Source organism: Tessaracoccus sp. SD287, assembly GCF_017355265.1.
Taxonomy (GTDB): domain Bacteria; phylum Actinomycetota; class Actinomycetes; order Propionibacteriales; family Propionibacteriaceae; genus Aestuariimicrobium.
The window spans coordinates 92,929-113,216 of record NZ_JADIJQ010000007.1 but is presented as its reverse complement, the minus strand read 5'-3'; the positions used below and the strand labels follow the sequence as shown (position 1 = coordinate 113,216).

Annotated in this window: 20 protein-coding genes; 11 read left to right on the top strand and 9 right to left on the bottom strand. The window is 68.4% G+C overall.

Annotated features, from left to right (window positions below; translation table 11 throughout):
• Positions 1-192 precede the first annotated feature (192 nt).
• The 3 genes from IPV09_RS04705 to pknB all read left to right on the top strand — a co-directional run bounded on the left by IPV09_RS04705 (position 193) and on the right by pknB (position 4,975).
• On the top strand, positions 193-1,527 hold the full coding sequence (locus tag IPV09_RS04705; RefSeq protein WP_242681241.1) for an FtsW/RodA/SpoVE family cell cycle protein: 1,335 nt from the start codon (positions 193-195) through the stop codon (positions 1,525-1,527).
• Positions 1,524-2,954: a penicillin-binding protein 2 gene (locus IPV09_RS04700; protein WP_207474025.1), complete on the top strand. Its 1,431-nt coding sequence runs from the start codon at positions 1,524-1,526 to the stop codon at positions 2,952-2,954. The genes IPV09_RS04705 and IPV09_RS04700 overlap by 4 nt, the downstream gene beginning before the upstream one ends.
• Positions 2,955-3,115: 161 nt before the next feature.
• Positions 3,116-4,975, top strand: a complete 1,860-nt coding sequence (gene pknB / locus IPV09_RS04695) for a Stk1 family PASTA domain-containing Ser/Thr kinase (RefSeq protein ID WP_242681240.1) — start codon at positions 3,116-3,118, stop codon at positions 4,973-4,975.
• A gap of 7 nt (positions 4,976-4,982) precedes the next feature.
• Here pknB and IPV09_RS04690 read toward each other — a convergent pair whose 3' ends face one another.
• Together IPV09_RS04690 and IPV09_RS04685 are read right to left on the bottom strand one after the other, a co-directional pair.
• Positions 4,983-5,621, bottom strand: coding sequence for an aminodeoxychorismate/anthranilate synthase component II (locus tag IPV09_RS04690; protein ID WP_207474023.1), 639 nt, complete (start codon positions 5,619-5,621; stop codon positions 4,983-4,985).
• A 9-nt stretch (positions 5,622-5,630) separates the two neighbouring features.
• Entirely contained in the window at positions 5,631-6,413 is a 783-nt protein-coding gene (locus IPV09_RS04685) for a DUF881 domain-containing protein (protein WP_242681228.1), read from the bottom strand.
• A gap of 114 nt (positions 6,414-6,527) precedes the next feature.
• Between IPV09_RS04685 and IPV09_RS04680 the strand changes: the two genes are divergently transcribed.
• Complete coding sequence (locus tag IPV09_RS04680; RefSeq protein ID WP_207474022.1) at positions 6,528-6,812, top strand: cell division protein CrgA; 285 nt, start codon at positions 6,528-6,530, stop codon at positions 6,810-6,812.
• A gap of 28 nt (positions 6,813-6,840) precedes the next feature.
• On the opposite strand, the gene lysS is transcribed toward IPV09_RS04680, so the two are convergent.
• Positions 6,841-8,310 (bottom strand): lysine--tRNA ligase, encoded by a 1,470-nt coding sequence (gene lysS, locus IPV09_RS04675; RefSeq protein WP_207474039.1) that lies wholly within the window; start codon positions 8,308-8,310, stop codon positions 6,841-6,843.
• Positions 8,311-8,400: 90 nt separating this feature from the next.
• Positions 8,401-9,390, bottom strand: a complete 990-nt coding sequence (locus tag IPV09_RS04670; RefSeq protein ID WP_207474021.1) for an NAD-dependent epimerase/dehydratase family protein — start codon at positions 9,388-9,390, stop codon at positions 8,401-8,403.
• Positions 9,391-9,482: 92 nt separating this feature from the next.
• Between IPV09_RS04670 and IPV09_RS04665 the strand changes: the two genes are divergently transcribed.
• A complete protein-coding gene (locus IPV09_RS04665; RefSeq protein WP_207474020.1) occupies positions 9,483-10,298 on the top strand; it encodes a heavy metal-binding domain-containing protein in 816 nt (271 codons plus the stop codon).
• A gap of 62 nt (positions 10,299-10,360) precedes the next feature.
• Here the strand turns inward: IPV09_RS04665 and IPV09_RS04660 are convergent, their stop codons facing one another.
• The 4 genes from IPV09_RS04660 to IPV09_RS04645 form a co-directional block, all read right to left on the bottom strand.
• Positions 10,361-11,122, bottom strand: a complete 762-nt coding sequence (locus IPV09_RS04660) for a DUF3618 domain-containing protein (protein WP_207474019.1) — start codon at positions 11,120-11,122, stop codon at positions 10,361-10,363.
• Positions 11,119-11,586 carry a phage holin family protein gene (locus IPV09_RS04655; RefSeq protein WP_207474017.1) on the bottom strand — a complete coding sequence of 156 codons (468 nt, stop codon included), beginning with the start codon at positions 11,584-11,586 and terminating at the stop codon, positions 11,119-11,121. The genes IPV09_RS04660 and IPV09_RS04655 overlap by 4 nt, the downstream gene beginning before the upstream one ends.
• On the bottom strand, positions 11,583-12,359 hold the full coding sequence (locus tag IPV09_RS04650) for a hypothetical protein (protein WP_207474016.1): 777 nt from the start codon (positions 12,357-12,359) through the stop codon (positions 11,583-11,585). The genes IPV09_RS04655 and IPV09_RS04650 overlap by 4 nt, the downstream gene beginning before the upstream one ends.
• Positions 12,360-12,561: 202 nt before the next feature.
• Positions 12,562-13,251, bottom strand: a complete 690-nt coding sequence (locus IPV09_RS04645) for an HAD family hydrolase (RefSeq protein WP_370590220.1) — start codon at positions 13,249-13,251, stop codon at positions 12,562-12,564.
• A 76-nt stretch (positions 13,252-13,327) separates the two neighbouring features.
• Here IPV09_RS04645 and IPV09_RS04640 point away from each other — a divergent pair, with 76 nt between their 5' ends.
• From IPV09_RS04640 to IPV09_RS04625, 4 genes are read left to right on the top strand one after another with little or no spacing between them, the layout of a single operon-like run.
• On the top strand, positions 13,328-13,933 hold the full coding sequence (locus tag IPV09_RS04640) for a TetR/AcrR family transcriptional regulator (RefSeq protein WP_207474014.1): 606 nt from the start codon (positions 13,328-13,330) through the stop codon (positions 13,931-13,933).
• Positions 13,930-15,669, top strand: a complete 1,740-nt coding sequence (locus IPV09_RS04635) for an ABC transporter ATP-binding protein (protein ID WP_207474012.1) — start codon at positions 13,930-13,932, stop codon at positions 15,667-15,669. The genes IPV09_RS04640 and IPV09_RS04635 overlap by 4 nt, the downstream gene beginning before the upstream one ends.
• On the top strand, positions 15,666-17,702 hold the full coding sequence (locus tag IPV09_RS04630; RefSeq protein ID WP_304650735.1) for an ABC transporter ATP-binding protein: 2,037 nt from the start codon (positions 15,666-15,668) through the stop codon (positions 17,700-17,702). Before IPV09_RS04635 ends, IPV09_RS04630 begins: the two co-directional genes overlap by 4 nt.
• Positions 17,699-18,226: a flavin reductase family protein gene (locus IPV09_RS04625; RefSeq protein ID WP_207474010.1), complete on the top strand. Its 528-nt coding sequence runs from the start codon at positions 17,699-17,701 to the stop codon at positions 18,224-18,226. Before IPV09_RS04630 ends, IPV09_RS04625 begins: the two co-directional genes overlap by 4 nt.
• Before the next feature lie 27 nt (positions 18,227-18,253).
• Here the strand turns inward: IPV09_RS04625 and IPV09_RS04620 are convergent, their stop codons facing one another.
• Positions 18,254-18,613, bottom strand: a complete 360-nt coding sequence (locus IPV09_RS04620; RefSeq protein WP_242681237.1) for a BlaI/MecI/CopY family transcriptional regulator — start codon at positions 18,611-18,613, stop codon at positions 18,254-18,256.
• A 99-nt stretch (positions 18,614-18,712) separates the two neighbouring features.
• Between IPV09_RS04620 and IPV09_RS04615 the strand changes: the two genes are divergently transcribed.
• Both IPV09_RS04615 and IPV09_RS04610 read left to right on the top strand, forming a co-directional pair.
• Positions 18,713-19,030: a thiamine-binding protein gene (locus IPV09_RS04615; RefSeq protein WP_207474007.1), complete on the top strand. Its 318-nt coding sequence runs from the start codon at positions 18,713-18,715 to the stop codon at positions 19,028-19,030.
• Positions 19,031-19,118: 88 nt separating this feature from the next.
• Positions 19,119-20,150 (top strand): hypothetical protein, encoded by a 1,032-nt coding sequence (locus IPV09_RS04610; RefSeq protein ID WP_207474006.1) that lies wholly within the window; start codon positions 19,119-19,121, stop codon positions 20,148-20,150.
• Positions 20,151-20,288 lie beyond the last annotated feature (138 nt).

The following is a 20,288-nucleotide window of genomic DNA, read 5'->3' as shown; positions in this document are numbered from 1 at the left end:
CGCACCCAGCAGCCTCGCGCCGAGCAGTGCTTCTCCGTCGGCCACCGAACCGCCCCCGGGAGAGGGTTGCTGATGGCTGCTCCGCGCCTGTCGACAGGTTCGGCGACTGCGGCACCGGCGGACCTGCCCACCACGGCCAGTCGGGGCCCGGTGCTGGTGACCTTCCGCAAGCGTCGCAACACCGAGCTGGCGATGCTGCTTGTCGCCTGCTCCTTTGGGCTGGGCGGCTGGTTGTTGACCGGGTTGAACATGACCGGGCGGGTGCCCGAGAACTGGCCGTGGGTGTGCGGCCTGTGGGTGGGCATGGCGCTGGCCTGCCACCTGGTGATTCGGTTCCGGGCACCCTATGCCGATCCCCTGATCCTGCCGTGCGTGGTCGCGCTCAACGGGCTCGGGTTGGCGCTGATCCACCGCATCGACCTGATTCCCACCCCGCCCCGCTCCGACAGCTACACCCAGTTCATCTGGACGGGTCTCGGCATGGCCCTGTTCGCGGCCGTCCTGTTCTTCCTGCGCGACCTGCGCCGACTCGACCGGTTCCCCTACCTGCTCTTCCTGGCCGGGTTGGCGCTACTGCTGCTGCCGCTGTTGCCGGGGCTGGGGGTCGAGCTGAACGGGGCCCGCATCTGGATCCGGGTGGCCGGGTACTCCTTCCAGCCGGCTGAGGCCGCCAAAATCGTGCTGGCCATCGCCTTCGCGTCCTACCTCGTGCAGAAGCGTGAACTGTTGGCCCTGGGTGGCCACAAGGTGGGTCCGCTGCGCATCCCGCGGCTGCGCGACCTTCTGCCGATCGTGATCATGTGGGGCGCGGCGATGCTGGTGCTGGTCTTCCAGTCCGACCTGGGCACCGCACTGTTGTTCTTCGGTCTGTTCGTGATGATGCTCTACGTCGCCACCGAGCGTCCCAGCTGGGTGATCATCGGCATCGGTCTGTTCGCGGTGGGGGCGTGGCTGGCCTTCACGCTGTTCTGGCACGTGCAGGTGCGCGTCAACGCCTGGCTGCACCCCTTCGAGAACTACGACCAGAACCTGCAGGTGATCAGCGGCCAGTTCGGCATCGCCTGGGGCGGTCTCACCGGCCGCGGCTGGGGCCTGGGCCGTCCCGGACTGACCCCGCTCGCCAAGAGCGACTTCATCAGCGCCGCCGCCGGCGAGGAACTGGGCATCGCCGGCCTGATGGCGATCATCATGATCTACGCCATCCTGGTGTCGCGAGGCCTGCGCACCGCGCTGGCCAGTTCCGACGAGTTCGTGAAGTTGTTGACCTGCGGACTGTCGTTCGTGTTCGCGCTGCAGGTCTTCGCCATCATCGGCGGGGTCACCCGGCTGTTGCCGCTGACCGGGCTGACCACCCCCTTCATGAGCCAGGGCGGGTCGTCCCTGATCGCCAACTGGGTCATCATCGGGTTGCTGGTCGTGATCAGTCACCAGGCCCGCAAACCGGTGCCGCTGGTGCACACCGGCCCCGCCATGGCCGCCGATGTCGCCGACCTCTCCGACGACCAGACGCAGGTGGTGAACCGATGAATCGTCCCATCCGCAAGGTGGCCGTGCTGGCAGCGCTGATGATGTTCGCCCTGCTCCTCAATGCCAGCTGGCTCGAGGTCGGCCGGGCCCAGACCCTCAACAACGACACCCGCAACCGTCGGGTGACCGACGCCGAGTACGCCCGCAACCGCGGCGCCATCATGGTGGGCACCCAGGCCATCGCCCAGTCGATGCCCAGCCAGGGTCGCTTCGCGTTCGCCCGCCAGTACGCCCAGCCGCTGCTGTACGCCCACGCCACCGGTTACTACGCCTACGACTACGGCTCGGCCGGCATCGAGCTGAACTACTCCAAGCAACTGGCAGGCACCAGCGACGACCAGTTCTTCAACCGCATCATCGATTCCCTGACCGGCAAGGAGCCCATCGGCGGTTCGGTGACGACCACGCTCAATCCCAGGGCGCAGAAGGCGGCCTACGACGGTCTGGCCGGCCGCAAGGGTGCCGTGGTGGCGATGGACTGGACCAGCGGCGAGATCCTCTCGTACGTGAGCCTGCCCACCTACGACCCGAACCAGCTGTCCAGCACCGACCTCAACATCTCGCGCGACGCGTGGACGACGCTGAACGCCGACCCGAACCGACCCCTGGCGAACCGCGCCTCCCGCGAGATCTATCCCCCGGGCTCGACCTTCAAGATCGTCACGGCGGCGGCGGCGCTGGAGAACGGCATGGCGCCTGAAACCCTGTTCGAGGCACCCGACGAGCTGAAGCTGCCCCAGACCAACGTGGTGCTCACCAACCAGGTCGACTGCGGCAACACCCAGGTCACCCTCGAGGTGTCCCTGATGAAGTCGTGCAACACCTCCTTCGCCAACATCGGCATGCAGGTGGGCTCCGACGCGCTGCGCGCCCAGGCGGAGAAGTTCGGGTTCAACAAGACCGTCGCCACCGACGTCCCCTTCGTGGCCAGCCAGTTCCCCGGCGAACTGGACGTGCCGCAGACCGCGTTGAGCGCCATCGGACAGTTCGACGTGGCCGCCACCCCGCTGCAGATGGCCATGGTGATCGGCGCCATCGCCAACGATGGGCAGGTGATGGCGCCGACCCTGGTCAAGGAGGTGCGCGCCAACGACCTGTCGATCGTGCACGTGAACCGCCCCGTCAAACTCGACAAGGCCATGAGCACCGGCAACGCGGAGTTGCTGCAGGAGATGCTGGTCAAGGTCGTCAGCGACGGCACCGGCGGCGCCGCCCAGGTCGCCGGGGTGCGCGTGGGTGGCAAGACCGGCACCGCACAGTCCGACCCCGATCGTCCGCCCTACGCCTGGTTCGTCGCCTTCAGCGAGAACCCGAACGTGGCGGTGGCTGTCTTCATCGAGGATGCAGAAGTGGAACGTAATGACATCGCCGGCGGCCGACTGGCCGGACCCATCGCCAAGGCAGTGATCGAGGCTCTGAGACCATGACTCCCAACGACGACACCTTCGTGAACCCGGACCAGCCCGCTCGGGCCCTGCCCCCGGACGAGGAGGGGCAGCGGCCCGAGGCCGCGCACGACGCGGCGGCCACCCGCGCCATGCCCGCGATCGACCCCGACGCCCCCACACTCGCGGAAAGGACCCGGCCGATGTCCGTGCAGGGAACCGTGCTCGGTGACCGCTACCGGCTCGACGAGATCATTGGGCGCGGCGGCATGGCCGAGGTGTGGCGTGCCCGTGACGTCCGCCTCGATCGCGACGTGGCCGTGAAGCGTCTGCGGGTCGACCTGGCCACCGACCCGATGTTCCAGGCACGTTTCCGTCGCGAGGCGCAGTCCGCGGCCGGCCTGAACCACTCCAAGATCGTCGCCGTCTACGACACCGGCGAGGCCGAGGACCCGAACACGCAGATCTCGGTGCCCTTCATCGTGATGGAACTCATCGAGGGCCACACCCTCAAGGACGTGCTGCGCGACGGCCGCAAGATCCTGCCGGAACGGGCCCTGGAGTTCGTGCAGGGCACCCTGGAGGCCCTGGGCTACTCCCATCGCGCCGGCATCATCCACCGCGACATCAAACCGGCCAATGTGATGCTGACCACCAACGGGGTGGTCAAGGTGATGGACTTCGGCATTGCCCGCGCCGTCTCGGACACGTCGGCGACGATGACCCAGACGGCCGCCGTGATCGGCACCGCGCAGTACCTGTCCCCCGAGCAGGCCCGCGGCGAGACCGTGGACAACCGGTCCGACATCTATTCGGCTGGCTGCCTGTTGTACGAACTGCTGGTGGGGCGTCCGCCCTTCATCGGCGACTCACCGGTCAGTGTCGCCTACCAGCACGTCCGGGAACTGCCGGTGGCGCCGAGCCAGCTCGACCCCGAGATCACCCAGGACATGGACGCCATCGTGCTGAAGGCGTTGGCAAAGGACCCGGCCGACCGCTACCAGAGCGCCGAGGAGATGCACGACGACATCGCCCGCCTGCTCTCGGGCGAAAAGGTCACGGCAGTGTTGATGTCGCCGGTGCCGCTGCCCCCGGAACCGTGGCAGACCGGCAGCCAGACGCCGGTCGCCGTGGCCTCGGCGCCGCCAGCGGCCCTGGCCACCGCCGACGACGAACTGGACGAGCAGAGGAAGGCCCGGACCCTGCCGATCGTGGTCGGGGTGCTCCTGCTGGCCCTGCTGGCGGCGGTCAGCTTCGGGCTGTGGCAGTTCTTCAAGCCCGTCGAGGCGCCCGTGGTGGCCCAGGTTCCGGTGCCGGCGTTGACCGGCCTGACCGAGGAGGCAGCCCGCTCGACCATCGTCAACGCCCGGCTGAAGGTCGGCACCGTCGACTACGTCAACCAGACCGCCGAGAAGGCGGGGCAGGTGATCAGCCAGAACCCGGAGGGACAGTCCCAGGTGCCTGAGGGAACCGCTGTGGACATCGTGGTCAACCGTGGCCCGGCGACCAGCAAGGTGCCGGCCAATCTGGTCGGGATGACCGCCGCCGAGGCAGAGAAGGCACTGGTGGCGGCCGGCTTCACGGTCAAGAAGGTCGACGACACCCCCGCCGACGAACCCATCGACGCGACCGCCGGTGACGTCACCAAGGTGAACCCGGCCGAGGGCGCCGACCTGCCCAAGGGTTCCGAGGTCACCATCACCGTCGCCAAGGGCATGTCCATCGTCCCGAACCTGATCGGCAAGACCGAGGCCGAGGCCGAGGCGTTGGCCCGGCAGCGGGGCTTCACCATCACCGTGGAGCGCGCCGAGTCGACCCAGACCCAGGGTCTGGTCTTCCGGCAGACGCCCGGCGACGAACTGGCCGCCGACCGCACCAAGCCCATCGTGGTGGTGATCGCCGAGGCCCCGGCGACTCCGGTGGCCACGCCCAGCACGGCCACCAGCACCCAGACCACGCCCGCCGAGACACCCCCGCCGTCGACACCGGTGACCCCGGACCCGTCGACGTCGTCGACGTCGTCGCAGACCCCGAGCGGCGCGCCCTCGACGCCCGGCGGCTGACCCGGGTTCAGGCCAGGGTGACCAGCGGCGACATGCCGACCGCCCGCGCCGGGGCGTCGGCGTCGCCGCAGTCCGCCAGCCAGTTGGCGAGCATCTGGTAGCCACCCTCGGTCAGCACCGACTCCGGGTGGAACTGCACCGACTCCAGTGGCTGGTTCCGGTGGCGAATGCCCATGATCACCCCGGACTCGGTGCGCGCCGTGACCTCCAGCACCTCCGGCAGGGTCTCCTCGACGATGGCCAACGAGTGGTAACGGGTGGCGGTCAGCGGTGAGGGCAGCCCGGCGAAGACGCCGGTGCCGTGGTGCAGGATCGCCGAGGTCTTGCCGTGCAGCAGTTCGGGGGCACGTCCCACGGTGGCGCCGTGGGCCACCGCCATCGCCTGCAGACCCAGGCACACGCCCAGGATGGGCACCCGTCCGGTGTGGGTTCGGATCACCTCGACGCAGACACCGGCCTCCTCGGGGGTGCCGGGGCCGGGCGAGACCAGCAACCCGTCGTAGCCCTGATGGAAGTCCTGGTTGGCGAAGCGTTCGTCATCGTTGCGCCAGACCTCGACCTCGGCCCCCAACTGGGCCAGGTAGTGGACCAGGTTGAACACGAAGGAGTCGTAGTTGTCGATGACCAGAATCTTCACGTGCCCCATTGTGCACCCTCAGGCTGGGGGCTTCGCGTACTTCAACCCGGCCTGACCGGTGTACGCCGGCATGGTCACCTCACCGAGACGTTCCTGGGCCCAGCCCAGGCGGTAGACCTCGGCGTACTGCTGGTAGACCTTGACCTCGTCGCTGCCAGCCAGCGCAGCCAGCAGTCGAGCCGGGTCGCCGATGGCGATGATCTCGTAGGGCGGTGCATAGGGCACCCCGTGGAGGACGACGGAGTTGCCGACGCACTTGATGCCGGTGGTCGAGATCATCCGCTGCCCCTGCACCGTCATCGCCTCCGCGCCAGCACCCCAGAACAGGTTGACCACCATCTGGATGTCCTGCTCGTGGACGATCAGCAGGTCGTCGGCGACGTCCGGCGGTTTGACCGACAAGGGGGCGTCGTCCAGCACCACCTTGACGGCCGGTCCCCGCACCGGGGTGGCACCGGCCTGCGCGGCTGCCCGCTCGAGTTGGGCGCTCAGCGCAGGATTGTCGGACTGCTTGGACAACTCGTCGAGTTCGGCACGTTGGGCGGCCATGGTGTCGGCCAGGTTCTTGTTCTCGTGGGCGCGGGCCCGGACCAGTCCGGTGAGGTCACCATTGCGTCCGGCCCTTGGGTCGTCCCCGCGCACCGAGAGGGCTCCGACGGTGGCCATCAGCGCCGCCAGTGCCAGGACCACGGAGCTGGCCAGACGACCCCGCACCGATCGGCCACCCGGCCCGACCCCGGCGCGACGCCACAGGCGTCGCAGGCGAGGACGCAGGGGGTGGCGCTGGCGATCGGGGCTCAACTGTCCTCCAAGGTTTCGGCGGCGTACCCGGTGTCGACTAGGCTACCTCTCGTAAACCGACGCAGTTCGGTCTGGCGAGTCCGGCACGACCGGGGGAACAGGGGAACACACGGCATGGCCGAGTCCAAGGTGTCGAAGTCCGCAGCGACGAAGAAGAAGACCAAGAAGGTCGTCGAGGACGCCGAAAAGCGCCGCGAGCGCAAGCGCATGGCCCCCACCTCACGCCGGTGGGTGCCGCCGGTCTTCATTGCCGTGGGCCTGCTGGGCGGTCTGTGGCTGGTGACCTACTACATCGCCGGCAACCAGATTCCGTTCATGAGCGAACTCGGCGACTGGAACGTGCTGATTGGCATGGGTCTGATGGCTGCCGCCTTCGCCATCTCGACCCTCTGGAAGTAACAGCCTTCTGGGGGGGCAACAGCCCGGGTCAGTGTCCCGAGGGACGCAGCAGCGGGAACAGGATCGTCTCGCGAATGCCGGCACCGCTGAACAGCATGATCAGGCGGTCGACGCCCAGACCCAGACCGCCCATCGGCGGGGCGCCGAACTCGAGAGCCGCCAGGAAGTCCTCGTCCAACTGCATCGCCTCGGGGTCGCCCGCCGCCGCAGCCAGCGACTGGGCCGTCAACACCTCGCGCTGGACGATCGGGTCGATCAGCTCGGTGAAGCCGGTGCCGCGCTCCACGCCACCGATGATCAGGTCCCAGGCCTCCACCATCCGCGGGTCGTCGCGGTGCGGGCGGGCCAACGGCTGCGCGATCGCCGGGTAGTCGCAGACGAAGGTCGGCTGCAGCAGCGTGGGTTCGACGATCTCACCGAACAGTTCCATGACGACCTTGCCGTCGTTCCACGAGGGGTTCAGCTCGACGTCATGCCGCTGCGCGATGGACTCCAGCACCGACCGGGGGGTGTCGAGGGTGACCTCTTCACCGACGGCTGCCGACAGCCCGGGATGGACGCCGAGCCATTCCCAGTCACCGTCCAGGTCGATGGTGCCGGCCGGGGTCTCCAGCTGCAGCAGGCCGAGCTCGCGGGCGGCGTTCTGGATGATGTCCTGGGTGACCCGGGCGATGGTGAACTGGTTGCCCCAGCTCTGGTAGGCCTCGAGCATGGTGAACTCGGCCGAATGGGTTGAGTCGATGCCCTCGTTGCGGAAGATGCGGCCCATCTCGTAGACCCGGTCGGCGCCGCCGACCATCGCACGCTTGAGGTACAGCTCCAGGGCAATGCGCAGGGTCATGTCCAGGTCGAAGGCGTTGAGGTGGGTGCTGAACGGGCGAGCGGCCGCGCCACCGTGGATGAGCTGCAGGGTGGGGGTTTCAACCTCCATGAAGCCCTGGTCCTCAAGCGTCCGGCGGATGCTGCGGGTGATCTGCGCCCGGGTGCGCACCATGTCACGCGCCTCGGGGCGCACCACCAGGTCGGCGTAGCGCTGACGGACGCGGGCCTCCTCCGACAGATCCTTGTGCATGACCGGCATCGGGCGCAGCGCCTTGGACGCCATCCGCCATTCGGCGGCCATCACCGACAGTTCGCCGCGCCGGGAGCTGATCACCCGTCCGCGCACCCAGACGAAGTCGCCCAGGTCGACGTCGCTCTTCCAGTCGGCCAGACGCTGCTTGCCGACCTCGGCCAGCGACAGCATCACCTGCAGGCGCTCGCCGTTGTCGGCGGGACTGAAACCGTCCTGCAGCGTGGCGAAGGCCAGCTTGCCGGTGTTGCGGATGAAGACCACCCGCCCGCCAATGCTGACCTCGTCCTGGGTCTCCTCACCGGACTCGAGGTGGCCCCAGGTGGCGCGGACCTGGGCCAGGGTGTGGTCGCGTTCCAGGTCGAAGGCGTAGGCCTCGGTGCCCTGGTCGAGCAGCCGCTGGCGCTTCTCGCGGCGCACCTGCATCTGCTCGGAGACCTCGGCCTGGGCGCGAAGTTCCTCGGAGGTGCTGGACGGGGCGGTCGGCGATTCCTGGTTCTCACTCACCCGGACAGCCTACCGAGGTCGGGCCTCGGTGCCCTCATCGTGCAGCAGCGCCCATTCCTGTGCGGGGTCCAGCCCGGAACGGCGCGTACGCGCGGTGCCCCGAGAGCGTTCGTCGACCAACACCCGGCTGATGGTCTGCCCCAGTGGACGGATCGTCCCACCGGCGGCCAGGTAGGCGTCATTGCGATTATCGGCGAAGCCGGTGTGCGTCGGCGGCAGCCACAGCGGCAACGAACGCGGGCCCGCCCAGTAACCGACGTCGCGGGCCAGCAGCCACTCGTCCTCGCGGGCCACGAACGGGGCGGTGAACCCGGTGGCGCGGGCGGTCTGGGCCAGGACGTCGGCCAGGTCATGACTGTGGCCCACAGCGTTGACCACCCCGACCCCGGCCCGGTCCGCCGCCCCGACGACGAATTCGGCCAGGTCGTCCACGTCGATCACCTGAACCCTGCGGCCCTGGGTGGTCGGGGTGAGTGCCGGGCCGCCGCGGTCAAGCCGGGCCATCCAGTACCCGAAGCGGTCACTCGGGTCGCCGGGGCCAGCGATCAGTCCGGGGCGGACGACCAGCAGCCGGTCACCGAGGTGGTGGGCGCTCGCTCGTTCCGCCGCGACCTTGGCCTGGGCATAGTCACGCTCGCCGTCCTCGGGACCCACCTCGACCAGGTCGGCCGACTCGTCGGCGCCGGGTTCATCGGTGCGTGCGTACACCGAGACGGACGAGACCAGGGTCCAGTGCCGGGCGCGGTCGGCCAGCGCCAGCAGTGCCGACTCGACCAACTCCCGGTCATGGGCGATTTCGATGACCTCGTCCCAGTCGCCGCCGAGCCCCTGGTAGGCATCCGGCAGGCGGCGATCCACGGGCACCAACTGCGCGCCCGGGGGCGCGGCGCCCGACTCCCCGCGGGCCAGGCAGGTGACCGTGTCACCACGCTCGACCGCGCGTGCCGCGATCCGCTGACCCACCCAGCCGGTCCCGCCGAGCACCAGTACCCGTCCCATGCAGCCATTCAATGCCATGGTTGTCCCTGCGCGGGGGAATTTCGCTCCTCGATGACCTGCCGCGGTGAAACCCCAACAACTATCGTGGGGGCATGAGCAACCCTCCCTACGGCCAGAACCCGTACGGCCAGAACCCCTATGGCCAACCCTCCTCCCAGCCCTCGGCAGGGTGGGGGCAGCCGCCAGCCGGTGCCGGCAACCAGCCGCCGCAGCAGCCGGGATGGGGCCAGCCCGCCCCGTGGGGAGCGCCTCAGCCCGGTCCCGGCGGACCGCCCCAGCAGGGCTGGGGCCAACCCCCGCACCCGGGCCAGCAGCCGCATCCCGGCCAGCCCCCGCACCCCGGCCAGCAGCCGCCGATGTCACCCCAGCACTGGGGGCCGCAGGGCCAGCAGTCGGCCCAGCCGCAGCGTCCCGTGCCCCCCACCCCGGTTCCCGAGCCGGAGCCGCGCACGGCTGAACTGCTGCAGCGTGACGTGATCGTGTCCACCACCGAGAACCTGCCCGGTCAGGAGGTCACCGACATCCTCGGTGAGGTCATCGGCGTGGTGACCCGTCCCCGAGACATGCGCGCCCAGGCCGACCTGGCCGTGATCCTGACCGAGACCCGGCAGGCCGCTGTCACCGCGATGGTCGAGATGGCCACCCGGGCCGGCGCGGACGCGGTCATCGGTCTGCGCTTCGACGGCGGCAAGATCAGCGAGGGGGCCTCCGAAGTGACCGCCTATGGCACCGCGGTGAAGCTTGGCGGCGCCCCGCAACGCGCCAGCACCGACGCCGAAGAGAAGGGTGATGCTCCGCTTGCCGCAACCCCCGGTACGCAGGCCGAGGGCGACGCCCCGCAGGGACAGGGGGACAGCGCGGCCCCCGGTGACCAGGGTGACCAGCCGAACCCGTTCGTGAACTTCTGAACCAACGCCACAGCCGGGCACCCGTGAAGGGTGCCCGGCTGTGGCGTGTCTGGGGCTGGTGGTTACCAGCGCTGTCCGTTGGTGGTCCCGGTCGTGCCCGTGGTCCCGGTCGTGCCGGTGGTCCCGGTCGTGGTGCCCGGGTACCCGGTGGCGGTGTCCGTGGTCCCGGTGGTGCCCGAGTAGCCGGTGGTGGTGTCGGTCAGCCCCGACCCGGCGGTCCCGGACTGCAGGTTGTCCTTGGCCGTCTTGCCCTGCTCGACCGTGTGGTCCTTGGCCTGTTGGGCCTGGCCGACAACCTCGTCCTTGGCGTCGGTGGCGGCCTGCTTGAGCTGCTCGCCTGCCTCCTGGACGGCGGGCTTGACCTGCTCGACAGCGTCACGCGCCATCTCCTTGGCCTGGTCCATGGCAGGTCCGGCCTTGTCCTTGACGGCCTCGGCGGCCCTGCGCTCCGGTTCGGTGGACGGGATCAGGCTGCCGATCAGGGCACCCAGACCGAAGGCGACCACCCCGGCGGCCAGGGGGTTGCCCCGGGTCTGGCGGCGCACCTGCTGGGGTGCCTGCTGGGCCATCTGCTTGGCCTGGCCAGCGGAGTCACTGATGGCGCCGGCAGTGCTGCTGAGGGCCTGGGCGGCGTGATCCTCGGTGCCCATGACACGCTCCTTCAGGTTGGTCGCGGTCTCGCGGACCCCCGACAGGGCCTTGTCGGCCTGCCGGTGGGCGATGTTCTTCGGGTTCGCCTCATCGGCGAGGGCGTTGACGTCGTAGCTGAGGCTCGAGCGGGTGTGCTCAATCTGCTGACGAATCTCTTCGGGATCGTTGCTCATCGGTTCTTCTCCTCATCACCCTTCACGGCGTTCGGGATCTGCTTGATGGTCTCGGCGGTACGGGGGACGCCTTCGACGTCTTCGAATTCGGACTTGCCCTTGACAGCCATCACCGCGGCGACGATGCCCCACAGAACGGCCACGATCAGGAAACTCCAGCCGAACCAGGGATCATCGTTGTCGAATAGGTGGGCCACCAGCCACCACAGCGCGAAGGTGGCGAACAGCAGCGCCATGTGGGCCGCGACGCCGGCGCCGCCGAAGAGGCCTGCCCCGCGGCCGGCCTTCTTGGCGCTCTGGGTGATCTCGGCCCGGGCCAGCGCCACCTCCTGGCGCATCAGCGTCGAGACGTCCCTGCTGAGATCGCCCATGATCTGGCCGATGTCACGGCCGTCACTCGGGTGTCGGTCCTGGTCCGGTGCACCCACGGGGCGGCTGGGCACCTGCAGGTTCGGGTCGGTCATCGCGGCGGCTCATTCTGGTAGCCCTGCTGACCGGTGGTGGTCTCGTAGTCCGATCCCGCCTGGTATCCGGGTGTCGCCGGGTAGCCCGCAGAGGTCTGGTAGCCGCCGGAGGTCTGGTACTCCGTGTCAGCAGCGTAGGTGTCCTCCAACGGGTAGGCCGGGTCCACGGGGTAGGCGGAGCCTCCCGTGGCGCCGAGTCGGCTGGTGTCCTCGGAGTAGCTGTAGGCGTGCTCACCGACGGCGCGGCGCGGGTCCTGGTAGGAGTACCCGGTGGTCAGTTCCCGGGTGTCGTCAGCACTCTCGTCGCGTACGCCTCGCAGGAAGCGGCCCGCCAGCAGACCGGCGCCGGCCGCGATGGCCAGGAAGGTGCCCGGACGGCGAGCCGCGAACCGGCGGACCTCACGCAGGACGTCGTCGGGTCCGTGGGCCTCCAGCCAGCTGGCCAGGTCATCGCCGACGCGGGCTGCGTCAGACGCGAGCTTGGTGGCGATGCCGCTCTGCCCGCTGCCCTCAGCCATGGTGCCGGCCTCACCGGCGAACTCACGCACGACCTCAGCCAGACGCTGCTGGCCGGTGGCGGCCTGGCTGCGCAACTGGCCGACGGACTCATCGACCAAACCCTTGGCCTGGTACTTGGCCTCTGACATGACGTTCTGGCTCTCGGAGCCGACGGTGCTGGCCAGCGTGCTGGCCTCGTCGCTCACGGTGCGCTTCAGGTCGGACGCCTCGGTCGCGGCCTGGTCCTTGGTGGATTCATTTCCAAAGGTGCTCATCTTGCCCTCATTCCATTCGTCGATGTGATGCGGACCACATGCTCATCCCCACATTGCCCCGGCGCCCCGGGCCGGGGCAGCAACGGGCTCGACAAGCCATCCTTGGGGGTGCAATCTCGCACCCGCAGGGGTGTGATCAACAGGGATCCCGTTTGCGGACGGCGTGGGAGGCGGACAATTACCCCGCGCCCGGGGGCAGGGCTCAGGCGAGGGTCAGGCTGACACCGCGCGGCGTCTGGGTGAAGCGCACCTCGGCCAGGTTCGTCACGACGGCATCGGCCTGCTCGGCGACCAGTTGCCGCGGGGTGGTGGTGACCACGCCCAGCGTCACGCAACCCGCGGCGCGGGCACCGACCAGTCCGGCGGTGGCATCCTCGACCACCAGGCAACGGGTCGGGTCAACACCCAGACGCTGCGCTGCCAGCAGGAAGGGGTCGGGGTTCGGCTTGCCGCGCTCGACGTCGTCCACGGTCACGGTGACGGCGGGACGCGGGATGCCGCTGGCCACGATCCGCGCGTCCATCAGGTCACGGTGGCAGGAGGTCGCAATGGCACGACGCGAGTCGTCCAACGCCTCCAACGCGCCGACGGCCCCGGGTAGCGCCACGATGCCGTCAGTGTCGACCACCTCGAGTTCGTCAATGAAGCGTTTGGCCTCGTCACGGTGTGGTTCGGGAATGAGGTGGGCAATGATGGCCGCCGACGGCACACCGTGCCAGTTCGCCAGCTGTTCGGCACTGATTCCATAGTGGACGGCCCAGGTCGCCCAGCTGCGCTCGACGGCCGCCAGGGAGTTGATCAAGGTGCCGTCCATGTCGAAGATGATCGCTTCGAAGTGTCGACCCGCCAGGGGTCCGAGGTCGGCTGGGCTGGTGTCAGTGGCTGCGGTCACGCTCCCACCCTAGGCGATGAGAAAGTTCATCATGCCGCTTGGATGAGTGAGTGCTCACTCACTACACTGGGTCGACGTGACACCACCCCGCGCCGCGGCACTGCCGCCCGACCAGCGACGCACCGAGATCATCGCTGCCGCCTGCCCCATCCTGCTCGCCGACCCCACCGGCTTCACCACCCGGCAGGTGGCCGAGGCTGCCGGGATCGCTGAGGGCACCCTGTTCCGCCATTTCGAGACCAAGGCAGAACTGGTCTCGGCGGTGGTCGACGACCTGCTGAACCCCGACCCGCTCCTTGAGTTGCTCGCCGGCCTCACCGGCGATGACCTGGAGAGCCTCACCCTGGGCATCCTCACCGCGTTGCGGCGCGGCGTCGAGCAGCAGTCCAGCCTGCTCGTCGCGCTGAAGCGCCACGATCGGCCCAGCGAGACCGCGATGGCCGACCACCACCACCGCCACGTGGAGCGGATGCGACTGGTCGATGCCGCCATCGCCCATGCCCTGGCCCCCCACGCGAACGAGTTCCGGTTGCCGTTGCCGACGATCGCCTTCCACCTGCGGGTGCTGGCCGTGAGCGCCAGCCACCCCCTGCTGTCGGCCGGTGAGCCGACGCTCGACTCGGGCGATCTCGTCCGGGTCTTCCTCTACGGTGTCGCCTCCACCCAGCAGGAGTCCTCGTGAAGCTCATCCATCTCGTCAACAAGCACATCGGGCCGTACGCGGGCTTGATTGCCGCGGTCATCGTGCTGCAGGTGATCGCCACCGCAGCCTCGCTGGCCCTGCCGACACTGAACGCCCGCATCATCGACCAGGGCGTCCTGCTCCAGGACACCGGACTGGTCTGGCGCAACGGCGTCATCATGCTCGTCGTCGCCGCCGCGCAGGCCGCTTGCCAGATCGGGGCGGCCTACCTCGGTGCCCGCATCGCCATGAGCCTGGGGGCCGACATCCGCTCCAGCATCTTCACCCGGGTGCTGTCCTTCAGCAGTCGTGAGGTGAACCAGTTCGGTGCCCCGTCGCTGATCACCCGCAACACCAATGACGTGCAACAGGTGCAGATGCTCGTGCTGATGTCGTTGATCATGCTCGTCAGCGCACCCATCACGATGGTGGGTGGGGTGGCCATGGCGCTGCGCGAGGACGTGCAACTGTCCGGTGTGATCCTGGCCTCGGTGCTCGTGCTCGGCGTGTCCCTGGGCCTGCTGATCACCCGTGCGATCCCGCTGTTCCAGTCCATGCAGGTCAAGATCGACGCCCTGAACCGGGTGGTGCGTGAGCAGATCACCGGCATCCGCGTCGTGCGTGCCTTCGCCCGTGAACCCCACGAGGGCCAGCGGTTCAACCACGCCAACGAGGACCTGACCTGGTTGGGCATCCGGGTCGGCCGGCTGATGGCCATGTTGTTCCCGCTGATGTTGTTCGTGATGAACGTCTCGCAGGTCGCGGTGATGTGGTTTGCCCGCACCCGCATCGACAGCGGCGAACTCCAGGTCGGCCAACTGACGGCCTTCCTCGTCTACCTGGTGCAGATCCTGATGAGCGTGATGATGGCCACCATGATGGTCTTCATGGCCCCCCGAGCCATGGTCTCGGCCGAGCGCATCATGGAGGTCCTGGACACCGAGTCCAGCGTGGTGCCACCCGCCGAGGGCGTCATGTCCCTGGACACCCCGGGACGGATCCGCTTCGAGGGCGTCGAGTTCAGCTACCCCGGGGCCGAGGTGCCGGTGCTGCAGGACCTCACCTTCGACCTGTTCCCCGGCCAGACGACCGCCATCATCGGTTCCACCGGCGCCGGCAAGACCACCCTGGTCAGCCTGATCCCCCGGCTGTTCGACGCGACGGCGGGACGGGTCCTGGTCGGCGGCGTCGACGTGCGCCAACTCGACCCCGACACCCTGTGGGCCTCCATCGGACTCGTGCCGCAGCGCCCGGTGCTGTTCAGCGGCACCGTCGCCTCGAACCTGCGCTACGGCTCACCGGAGGCCACCGAGGAACAGATGTGGCAGGCGCTGCGCGTGGCTCAGGCCGAGGACTTCGTGCGAGCCATGCCCGGCCAGCTGGAGGCGCCCATCAGCCAGGGCGGCACCAACGTGTCGGGCGGACAACGCCAACGACTCTCGATCGCCCGCGCGCTGATCAAACGCCCCGAGGTCTACGTCTTCGACGACTCGTTCTCGGCCCTGGACGTGGCGACCGACGCCCGCCTGCGCGAGGCACTGCGGCCCGTCACCGGCGAATCGGCGGTGCTGATCGTCGCGCAGCGGGTGGCCACCATTCGCCATGCCGAACAGATCATCGTCCTGGACGGCGGACGCATCGTCGGGCGGGGCACCCATTCCGAGCTGATGGAGACCTGCTCGACCTACGTCGAGATCGTCAACTCCCAGCTCAGCGCCGAGGAGGCAGCAGCATGAGCAGCCCAGGAACCGGGCTCGGCGTGACCGACGCCCCCGACACCGAACCCGTCACGGCGAATGCCCGCAGCGAGCACGAGGAGGTCGCCCGCAAGTCCGGCGCCAGTGGTCACGGCCCGATGGGCGGCATGGCGCCCGCCCAGAAGGCGGTGAACTTCGGGCCCTCGCTCAAGCGCCTGCTGTCCCGGATGCGCGGCGAACGAATGCTCATCGCCCTGGTCATCACCATGGCCGCCATCAGCGTCCTGGCCAGCGTTGTCGGCCCGAAGATCCTGGGCCGGGCCACCAACCTGATCGTGGCCGGTGTCCTCGGCAAGGACCTCCCGTCGGGCATCACCAAGGAGGCGCTGATCGCGCAGTTGCGCGCTGAGGGCCGCGGCGACTTCGCCGACCTGCTGAGCACCATGCCGGTCGTCCCGGGCCAGGGCATTGACTCCGGCGCACTGGGACAGGTGCTGCTGGTGGTGCTCGGCCTGTACGTGATCTCGGCCCTGCTGATGTTCGCCCAGGGATGGGTGCTCAACGGCGTCGTCCAGCGCACCGTCTACGGGCTCCGCAAGGACCTGTCGAAGAAGCTGGACCGGTTGCCGTTGCGCTACTTCGACAAGCAGCCGCGCGGTGAACTGCTCAGCAGGATGACCAACGACATCGACAACGTCTCACAAACGCTGCAGCAGACCCTGCAACAGATGCTGAACGCCGTCCTCACGCTGATCGGCGTCATGATCATGATGTTCTGGGTCTCGCCGCTGCTGGCAGTGGTGACCCTGCTGATCGTGCCCATCTCGGGGGTGGCCGCCGCCATCATCGGCAAGAAGGCCCAGGTGCAGTTCGTCAGCATGTGGGCATCGACGGGCAAGCTCAACCAGACCATCGAGGAGAGCTTCACGGGCCACGCACTGGTCAAGGTCTTCGGACGCCAGCGGGAGGTCGAGAAGGTCTTCGCCGATCGCAACGAGGCGCTGCGCACATCGTCGTTCATGGGCCAGTTCCTGAGCGGAATGATGATGCCGGTGATGTTCCTGATCGGCAATCTCAACTACGTGGTCGTCGCCGTCGTCGGCGCCCTGCGGTTGTCCAACGGCCAGATGACCCTGGGCGACGTGCAGGCATTCATCCAGTACTCCCGCATGTTCACCCAGCCGATCACCCAGGTCGCGTCCATGGCCAACCTGCTGCAGTCGGGCGTGGCCTCGGCGGAGCGCGTCTTCGAGGTGCTGGACGCCACCGAGTTGGTCGGTGACAGTGGCCAGCCGCTGCCGCCGACCCGAGGGCTGGTGAGGTTCGAGAACGTCTCCTTCAGCTACACGCCCGACGAGCCGCTGATCGATGGCCTGTACCTCACCGCGACGCCGGGCCAGACGGTGGCCATCGTCGGGCCCACGGGCGCAGGCAAGACCACCCTGGTGAACCTGCTGATGCGCTTCTACGAACTCGACGGTGGCACCATCACCCTGGACGGCGTCGACATCGCCTCGGTGGCCCGCGCCGACCTGCGCCGCAAGCTCGGCATGGTGCTGCAGGACACCTGGCTGTTCGAGGGGTCGATCCGCGACAACATCATGTACGGGAACCTGGATGCCACCGAGGAGCAGATGCTCGAGGCTGCCACGGCCACCTACGTCGACCGGTTCGTGCACGCCCTGCCCGAGGGCTACGACACGGTGATCGAGGACGAGGGCTCCAACATCTCCGCTGGCGAGAAGCAGCTGATCACGATCGCCCGTGCCTTCCTGGCCAATCCGGCGATCCTGATCCTGGACGAGGCGACCAGTTCGGTGGACACCCGCACCGAGGTGCTGGTGCAGCATGCCATGGCGCGCCTGCGGGAGGGCCGCACCAGCTTCGTGATCGCCCACCGGCTCTCGACCATCCGCGACGCCGACCTGATCCTGGTGATGGAACACGGAGCCATCGTCGAGCAGGGCAGCCACGGCGAGCTGCTCGCCGCCCAGGGCCCCTACTTCGACCTCTACGAGTCGCAGTTCAAGGCTGCCAGCCCGGTCGACGAGGAACGGGAGGCGGTCCGATGACGATCCACAGCAGCCACCCCTTCATGGACGAGGAACGGGTCCTGGGGCGCCAGTTCCGCGGTCGGCTGGGCAACCGGGTGAGCCTGTGGACCGCCGGGAACCTGGCCGCCGGGGCGCACGACGCTGCCGGACTGACGGTGAGCTCGTCCCTGGTCATCCCCGGGGAGCCGTGGCGGGTGATCGGGTTCGTCGACCCCGAGTCGGCCCTGGCCGAGAAGGTCATGGCGACCGGCAGGGCGGTGGTCTGTCTGCTCGAGTGGCAGCATCGGGGACTCGCCGACATGTTCGGCGGCGTGGCCCCGGCGCCCGGGGGCGCCTTCACCCATGCCGAGTTCGAGCAGACCGACCATGGGCCCCGGTTGACGGGCGCGGCGACCTGGGCAGCCCTGGAACTGGAGTCGCAGGCCGAGGTGGGTTGGACGCTGCAGCTGACGTGCCGGGCGACCCACTTCGAGGTCGGTCCCGACGAGAGCCCTCTGCACCACACCCGCGGCCGCTACCGCACCATCACCGCACCGCTCTGAGTACCGACGCTCGGTGGCCGGGCCGGTTCAGACGGGCTGGCGCAACGCCCGCAGCACGCGTTCGACGTGCTCCCGACGGGATTCGCTGAGTCCCTCGACGAACTGGGCCAGGATCAGATTGGTCTCCTCGCCGGCCTCGTCGAGCAATTCGGCCATCGCCCCCACGACCATTTCAGAGTGCGTCGCCGCCGGCAGGTACAGCCAGGCGCGACCCTCCTGCTGGCGGGTGACCCGGCCCTTCTTGGCCAGACGGTCCAGCACCGTCATCACGGTGGTGTAGGCGAGTTGGCGTTCGCGGGTCACGGTTTCGAAGACTGCGCGCACGGTCATGGGGTCATCGGAGGACCACAACACCTGCATGATCGCCGTCTCAAGCTCACCCAACATCGCCACGGCCTCAGTCTAGCGTGGCACGACTCTCAGTACGACGCTAGGTAGTATTAAACGAGACTGTTGCAGATTGCACCACCGTGAGAGCATGAACCCATGCTCGTCGCCTTCTCCGTCGCCCCATCGTCGAACCACCCGGACGCCTCGGTTCACGATGCCGTGGCTCGCGCCGTGCAGATCGTGCGCGACTCGGGCCTGCCGAACCGCACCGATGCCATGTTCACCACGATCGAGGGCACCTGGGACGAATGCATGGACGTCGTGCGCCGGTGCAGCGAAGCGATGCTCGAATTCGGCCCTCGGGTCTCGCTGGTACTGAAGGCCGACATTCGCCCCGGTCACTCCGGGGAACTGGACGGGAAGCTCGTGCGTCTCGAAGAGGCGTTGACGAGGGCTTCCGCTGACGACTCCTGAGTCGCATCCTGAATGGGAAAAAGGTGGGATGGCCCCGCCTGACGCTACGATCTTCGCACCTCTGCTTGACCATCCTCGAGGAGTACTCATGTCGAACCCGCCCAACAATCCGAATCAGCCCGGTGGCTATGGCGAGCAGCCTGGTGGCTACGGTCAGCAGCCTGGTGGCTACGGCCAGCAGCCCGGTGGCTACGGTCAGCAGCCCCAGGGTGGCTACGACCAGTCCGGTGGTTACGGCCAGCAGCCCGGCGGGTACCCACAGCAGTCACCCGCCGGCTACGACCCCACCGCCGCGACTGGCGGCTACGGGCAGCAGCCCGGCGGCTACGGACAGCCCCCGCAGGGTGGCTACGGGCAGCAGCCCCCCGTCGGTGGGGGCGGCTATCCCCCCGCTGGTGGGGGCGGTTATCCCCCCGCGGGTGGCGGCTACCCCCAGGGTCAGCCCCCGAAGAAGAACAACACTCCCCTGATTGCCGCGATCGTGGCCGTGGCGGTCCTGGTCGCAGGTGTCGGCATCTGGGCATTGACCCGCGGTGGTGGCGACGACACGTCGGGCACGCCGGTCGTCACCACGAGCACGCCCAGCACCGACACCTCGACCACCTCGGAGGAGACCGAGACCACCGACGTCGAGACCACCACCACCGAAGAGACGACGACCACCGAGCAGACCACCAGCACCGCGGCCACCACGACCGCCCTGCTGAACGTCAAGGTCGGCGAATGCGTCAGCCTGACCCAGCGCGAGAACAGCACGTGGAACATGACCAAGGCTGACTGCGCCGACCAGACCGGAACCTCGCTCTACGTCGCCAAGATCAACACCGACGGTGCCACGTGTGACCCGGCCTACTCCAACTACCGTGTCACCCGCAATGGCACCAGCGTTCGCTACTGCCTGATCGAGGAACTCCAGCAGAACGCCTGCTACACCAAGTCGACCACCAAGACGTTCGGTTACGCCAAGATCGACTGCGCCGCCTCGACCCTGGCCGCCGACATCAAGATCGTCCTGCGCGCGAATGACAAGGCGGACAAGAGCCTGTGTGGCGCGGGCACCCGGGTGCGCGTTTTCCCTGAGGCCAAGCGCACCTACTGCTTCTCTCCTGCGAAAGCCTGACCCAGCGCATTCCTTCCCTGAACGCTGCCCATTTGCTCGCCAAATGGGCAGCGTTCTGCATCTGTTGACGGCTGCATTTGTGGCGTAGATTACGCAGTTATCAACGCGACGCTGACCGGCCTCGCATGATCAGGATTC

Excerpts from the sequence above, each read along its gene's own strand:
- IPV09_RS04670 (WP_207474021.1), bottom strand. The coding sequence starts at position 9,390 with ATGGGACGGGTACTGGTGCTCGGCGGGACCGGCTGGGTGGGTCAGCGG.
- IPV09_RS04705 (WP_242681241.1), top strand. The coding sequence starts at position 193 with ATGCTGCTTGTCGCCTGCTCCTTTGGGCTGGGCGGCTGGTTGTTGACC.
- IPV09_RS04700 (WP_207474025.1), top strand. The coding sequence starts at position 1,524 with ATGAATCGTCCCATCCGCAAGGTGGCCGTGCTGGCAGCGCTGATGATG.
- IPV09_RS04620 (WP_242681237.1), bottom strand. The coding sequence starts at position 18,613 with ATGTTGGGTGAGCTTGAGACGGCGATCATGCAGGTGTTGTGGTCCTCC.
- IPV09_RS04610 (WP_207474006.1), top strand. The coding sequence starts at position 19,119 with ATGTCGAACCCGCCCAACAATCCGAATCAGCCCGGTGGCTATGGCGAG.
- IPV09_RS04665 (WP_207474020.1), top strand. The coding sequence starts at position 9,483 with ATGAGCAACCCTCCCTACGGCCAGAACCCGTACGGCCAGAACCCCTAT.
- IPV09_RS04625 (WP_207474010.1), top strand. The coding sequence starts at position 17,699 with ATGACGATCCACAGCAGCCACCCCTTCATGGACGAGGAACGGGTCCTG.
- lysS (WP_207474039.1), bottom strand. The coding sequence starts at position 8,310 with ATGCAGGTGCGCCGCGAGAAGCGCCAGCGGCTGCTCGACCAGGGCACC.
- IPV09_RS04660 (WP_207474019.1), bottom strand. The coding sequence starts at position 11,122 with ATGAGCAACGATCCCGAAGAGATTCGTCAGCAGATTGAGCACACCCGC.
- pknB (WP_242681240.1), top strand. The coding sequence starts at position 3,116 with ATGTCCGTGCAGGGAACCGTGCTCGGTGACCGCTACCGGCTCGACGAG.
- IPV09_RS04655 (WP_207474017.1), bottom strand. The coding sequence starts at position 11,586 with ATGACCGACCCGAACCTGCAGGTGCCCAGCCGCCCCGTGGGTGCACCG.
- IPV09_RS04615 (WP_207474007.1), top strand. The coding sequence starts at position 18,713 with ATGCTCGTCGCCTTCTCCGTCGCCCCATCGTCGAACCACCCGGACGCC.
- IPV09_RS04650 (WP_207474016.1), bottom strand. The coding sequence starts at position 12,359 with ATGAGCACCTTTGGAAATGAATCCACCAAGGACCAGGCCGCGACCGAG.
- IPV09_RS04690 (WP_207474023.1), bottom strand. The coding sequence starts at position 5,621 with ATGGGGCACGTGAAGATTCTGGTCATCGACAACTACGACTCCTTCGTG.
- IPV09_RS04630 (WP_304650735.1), top strand. The coding sequence starts at position 15,666 with ATGAGCAGCCCAGGAACCGGGCTCGGCGTGACCGACGCCCCCGACACC.
- IPV09_RS04680 (WP_207474022.1), top strand. The coding sequence starts at position 6,528 with ATGGCCGAGTCCAAGGTGTCGAAGTCCGCAGCGACGAAGAAGAAGACC.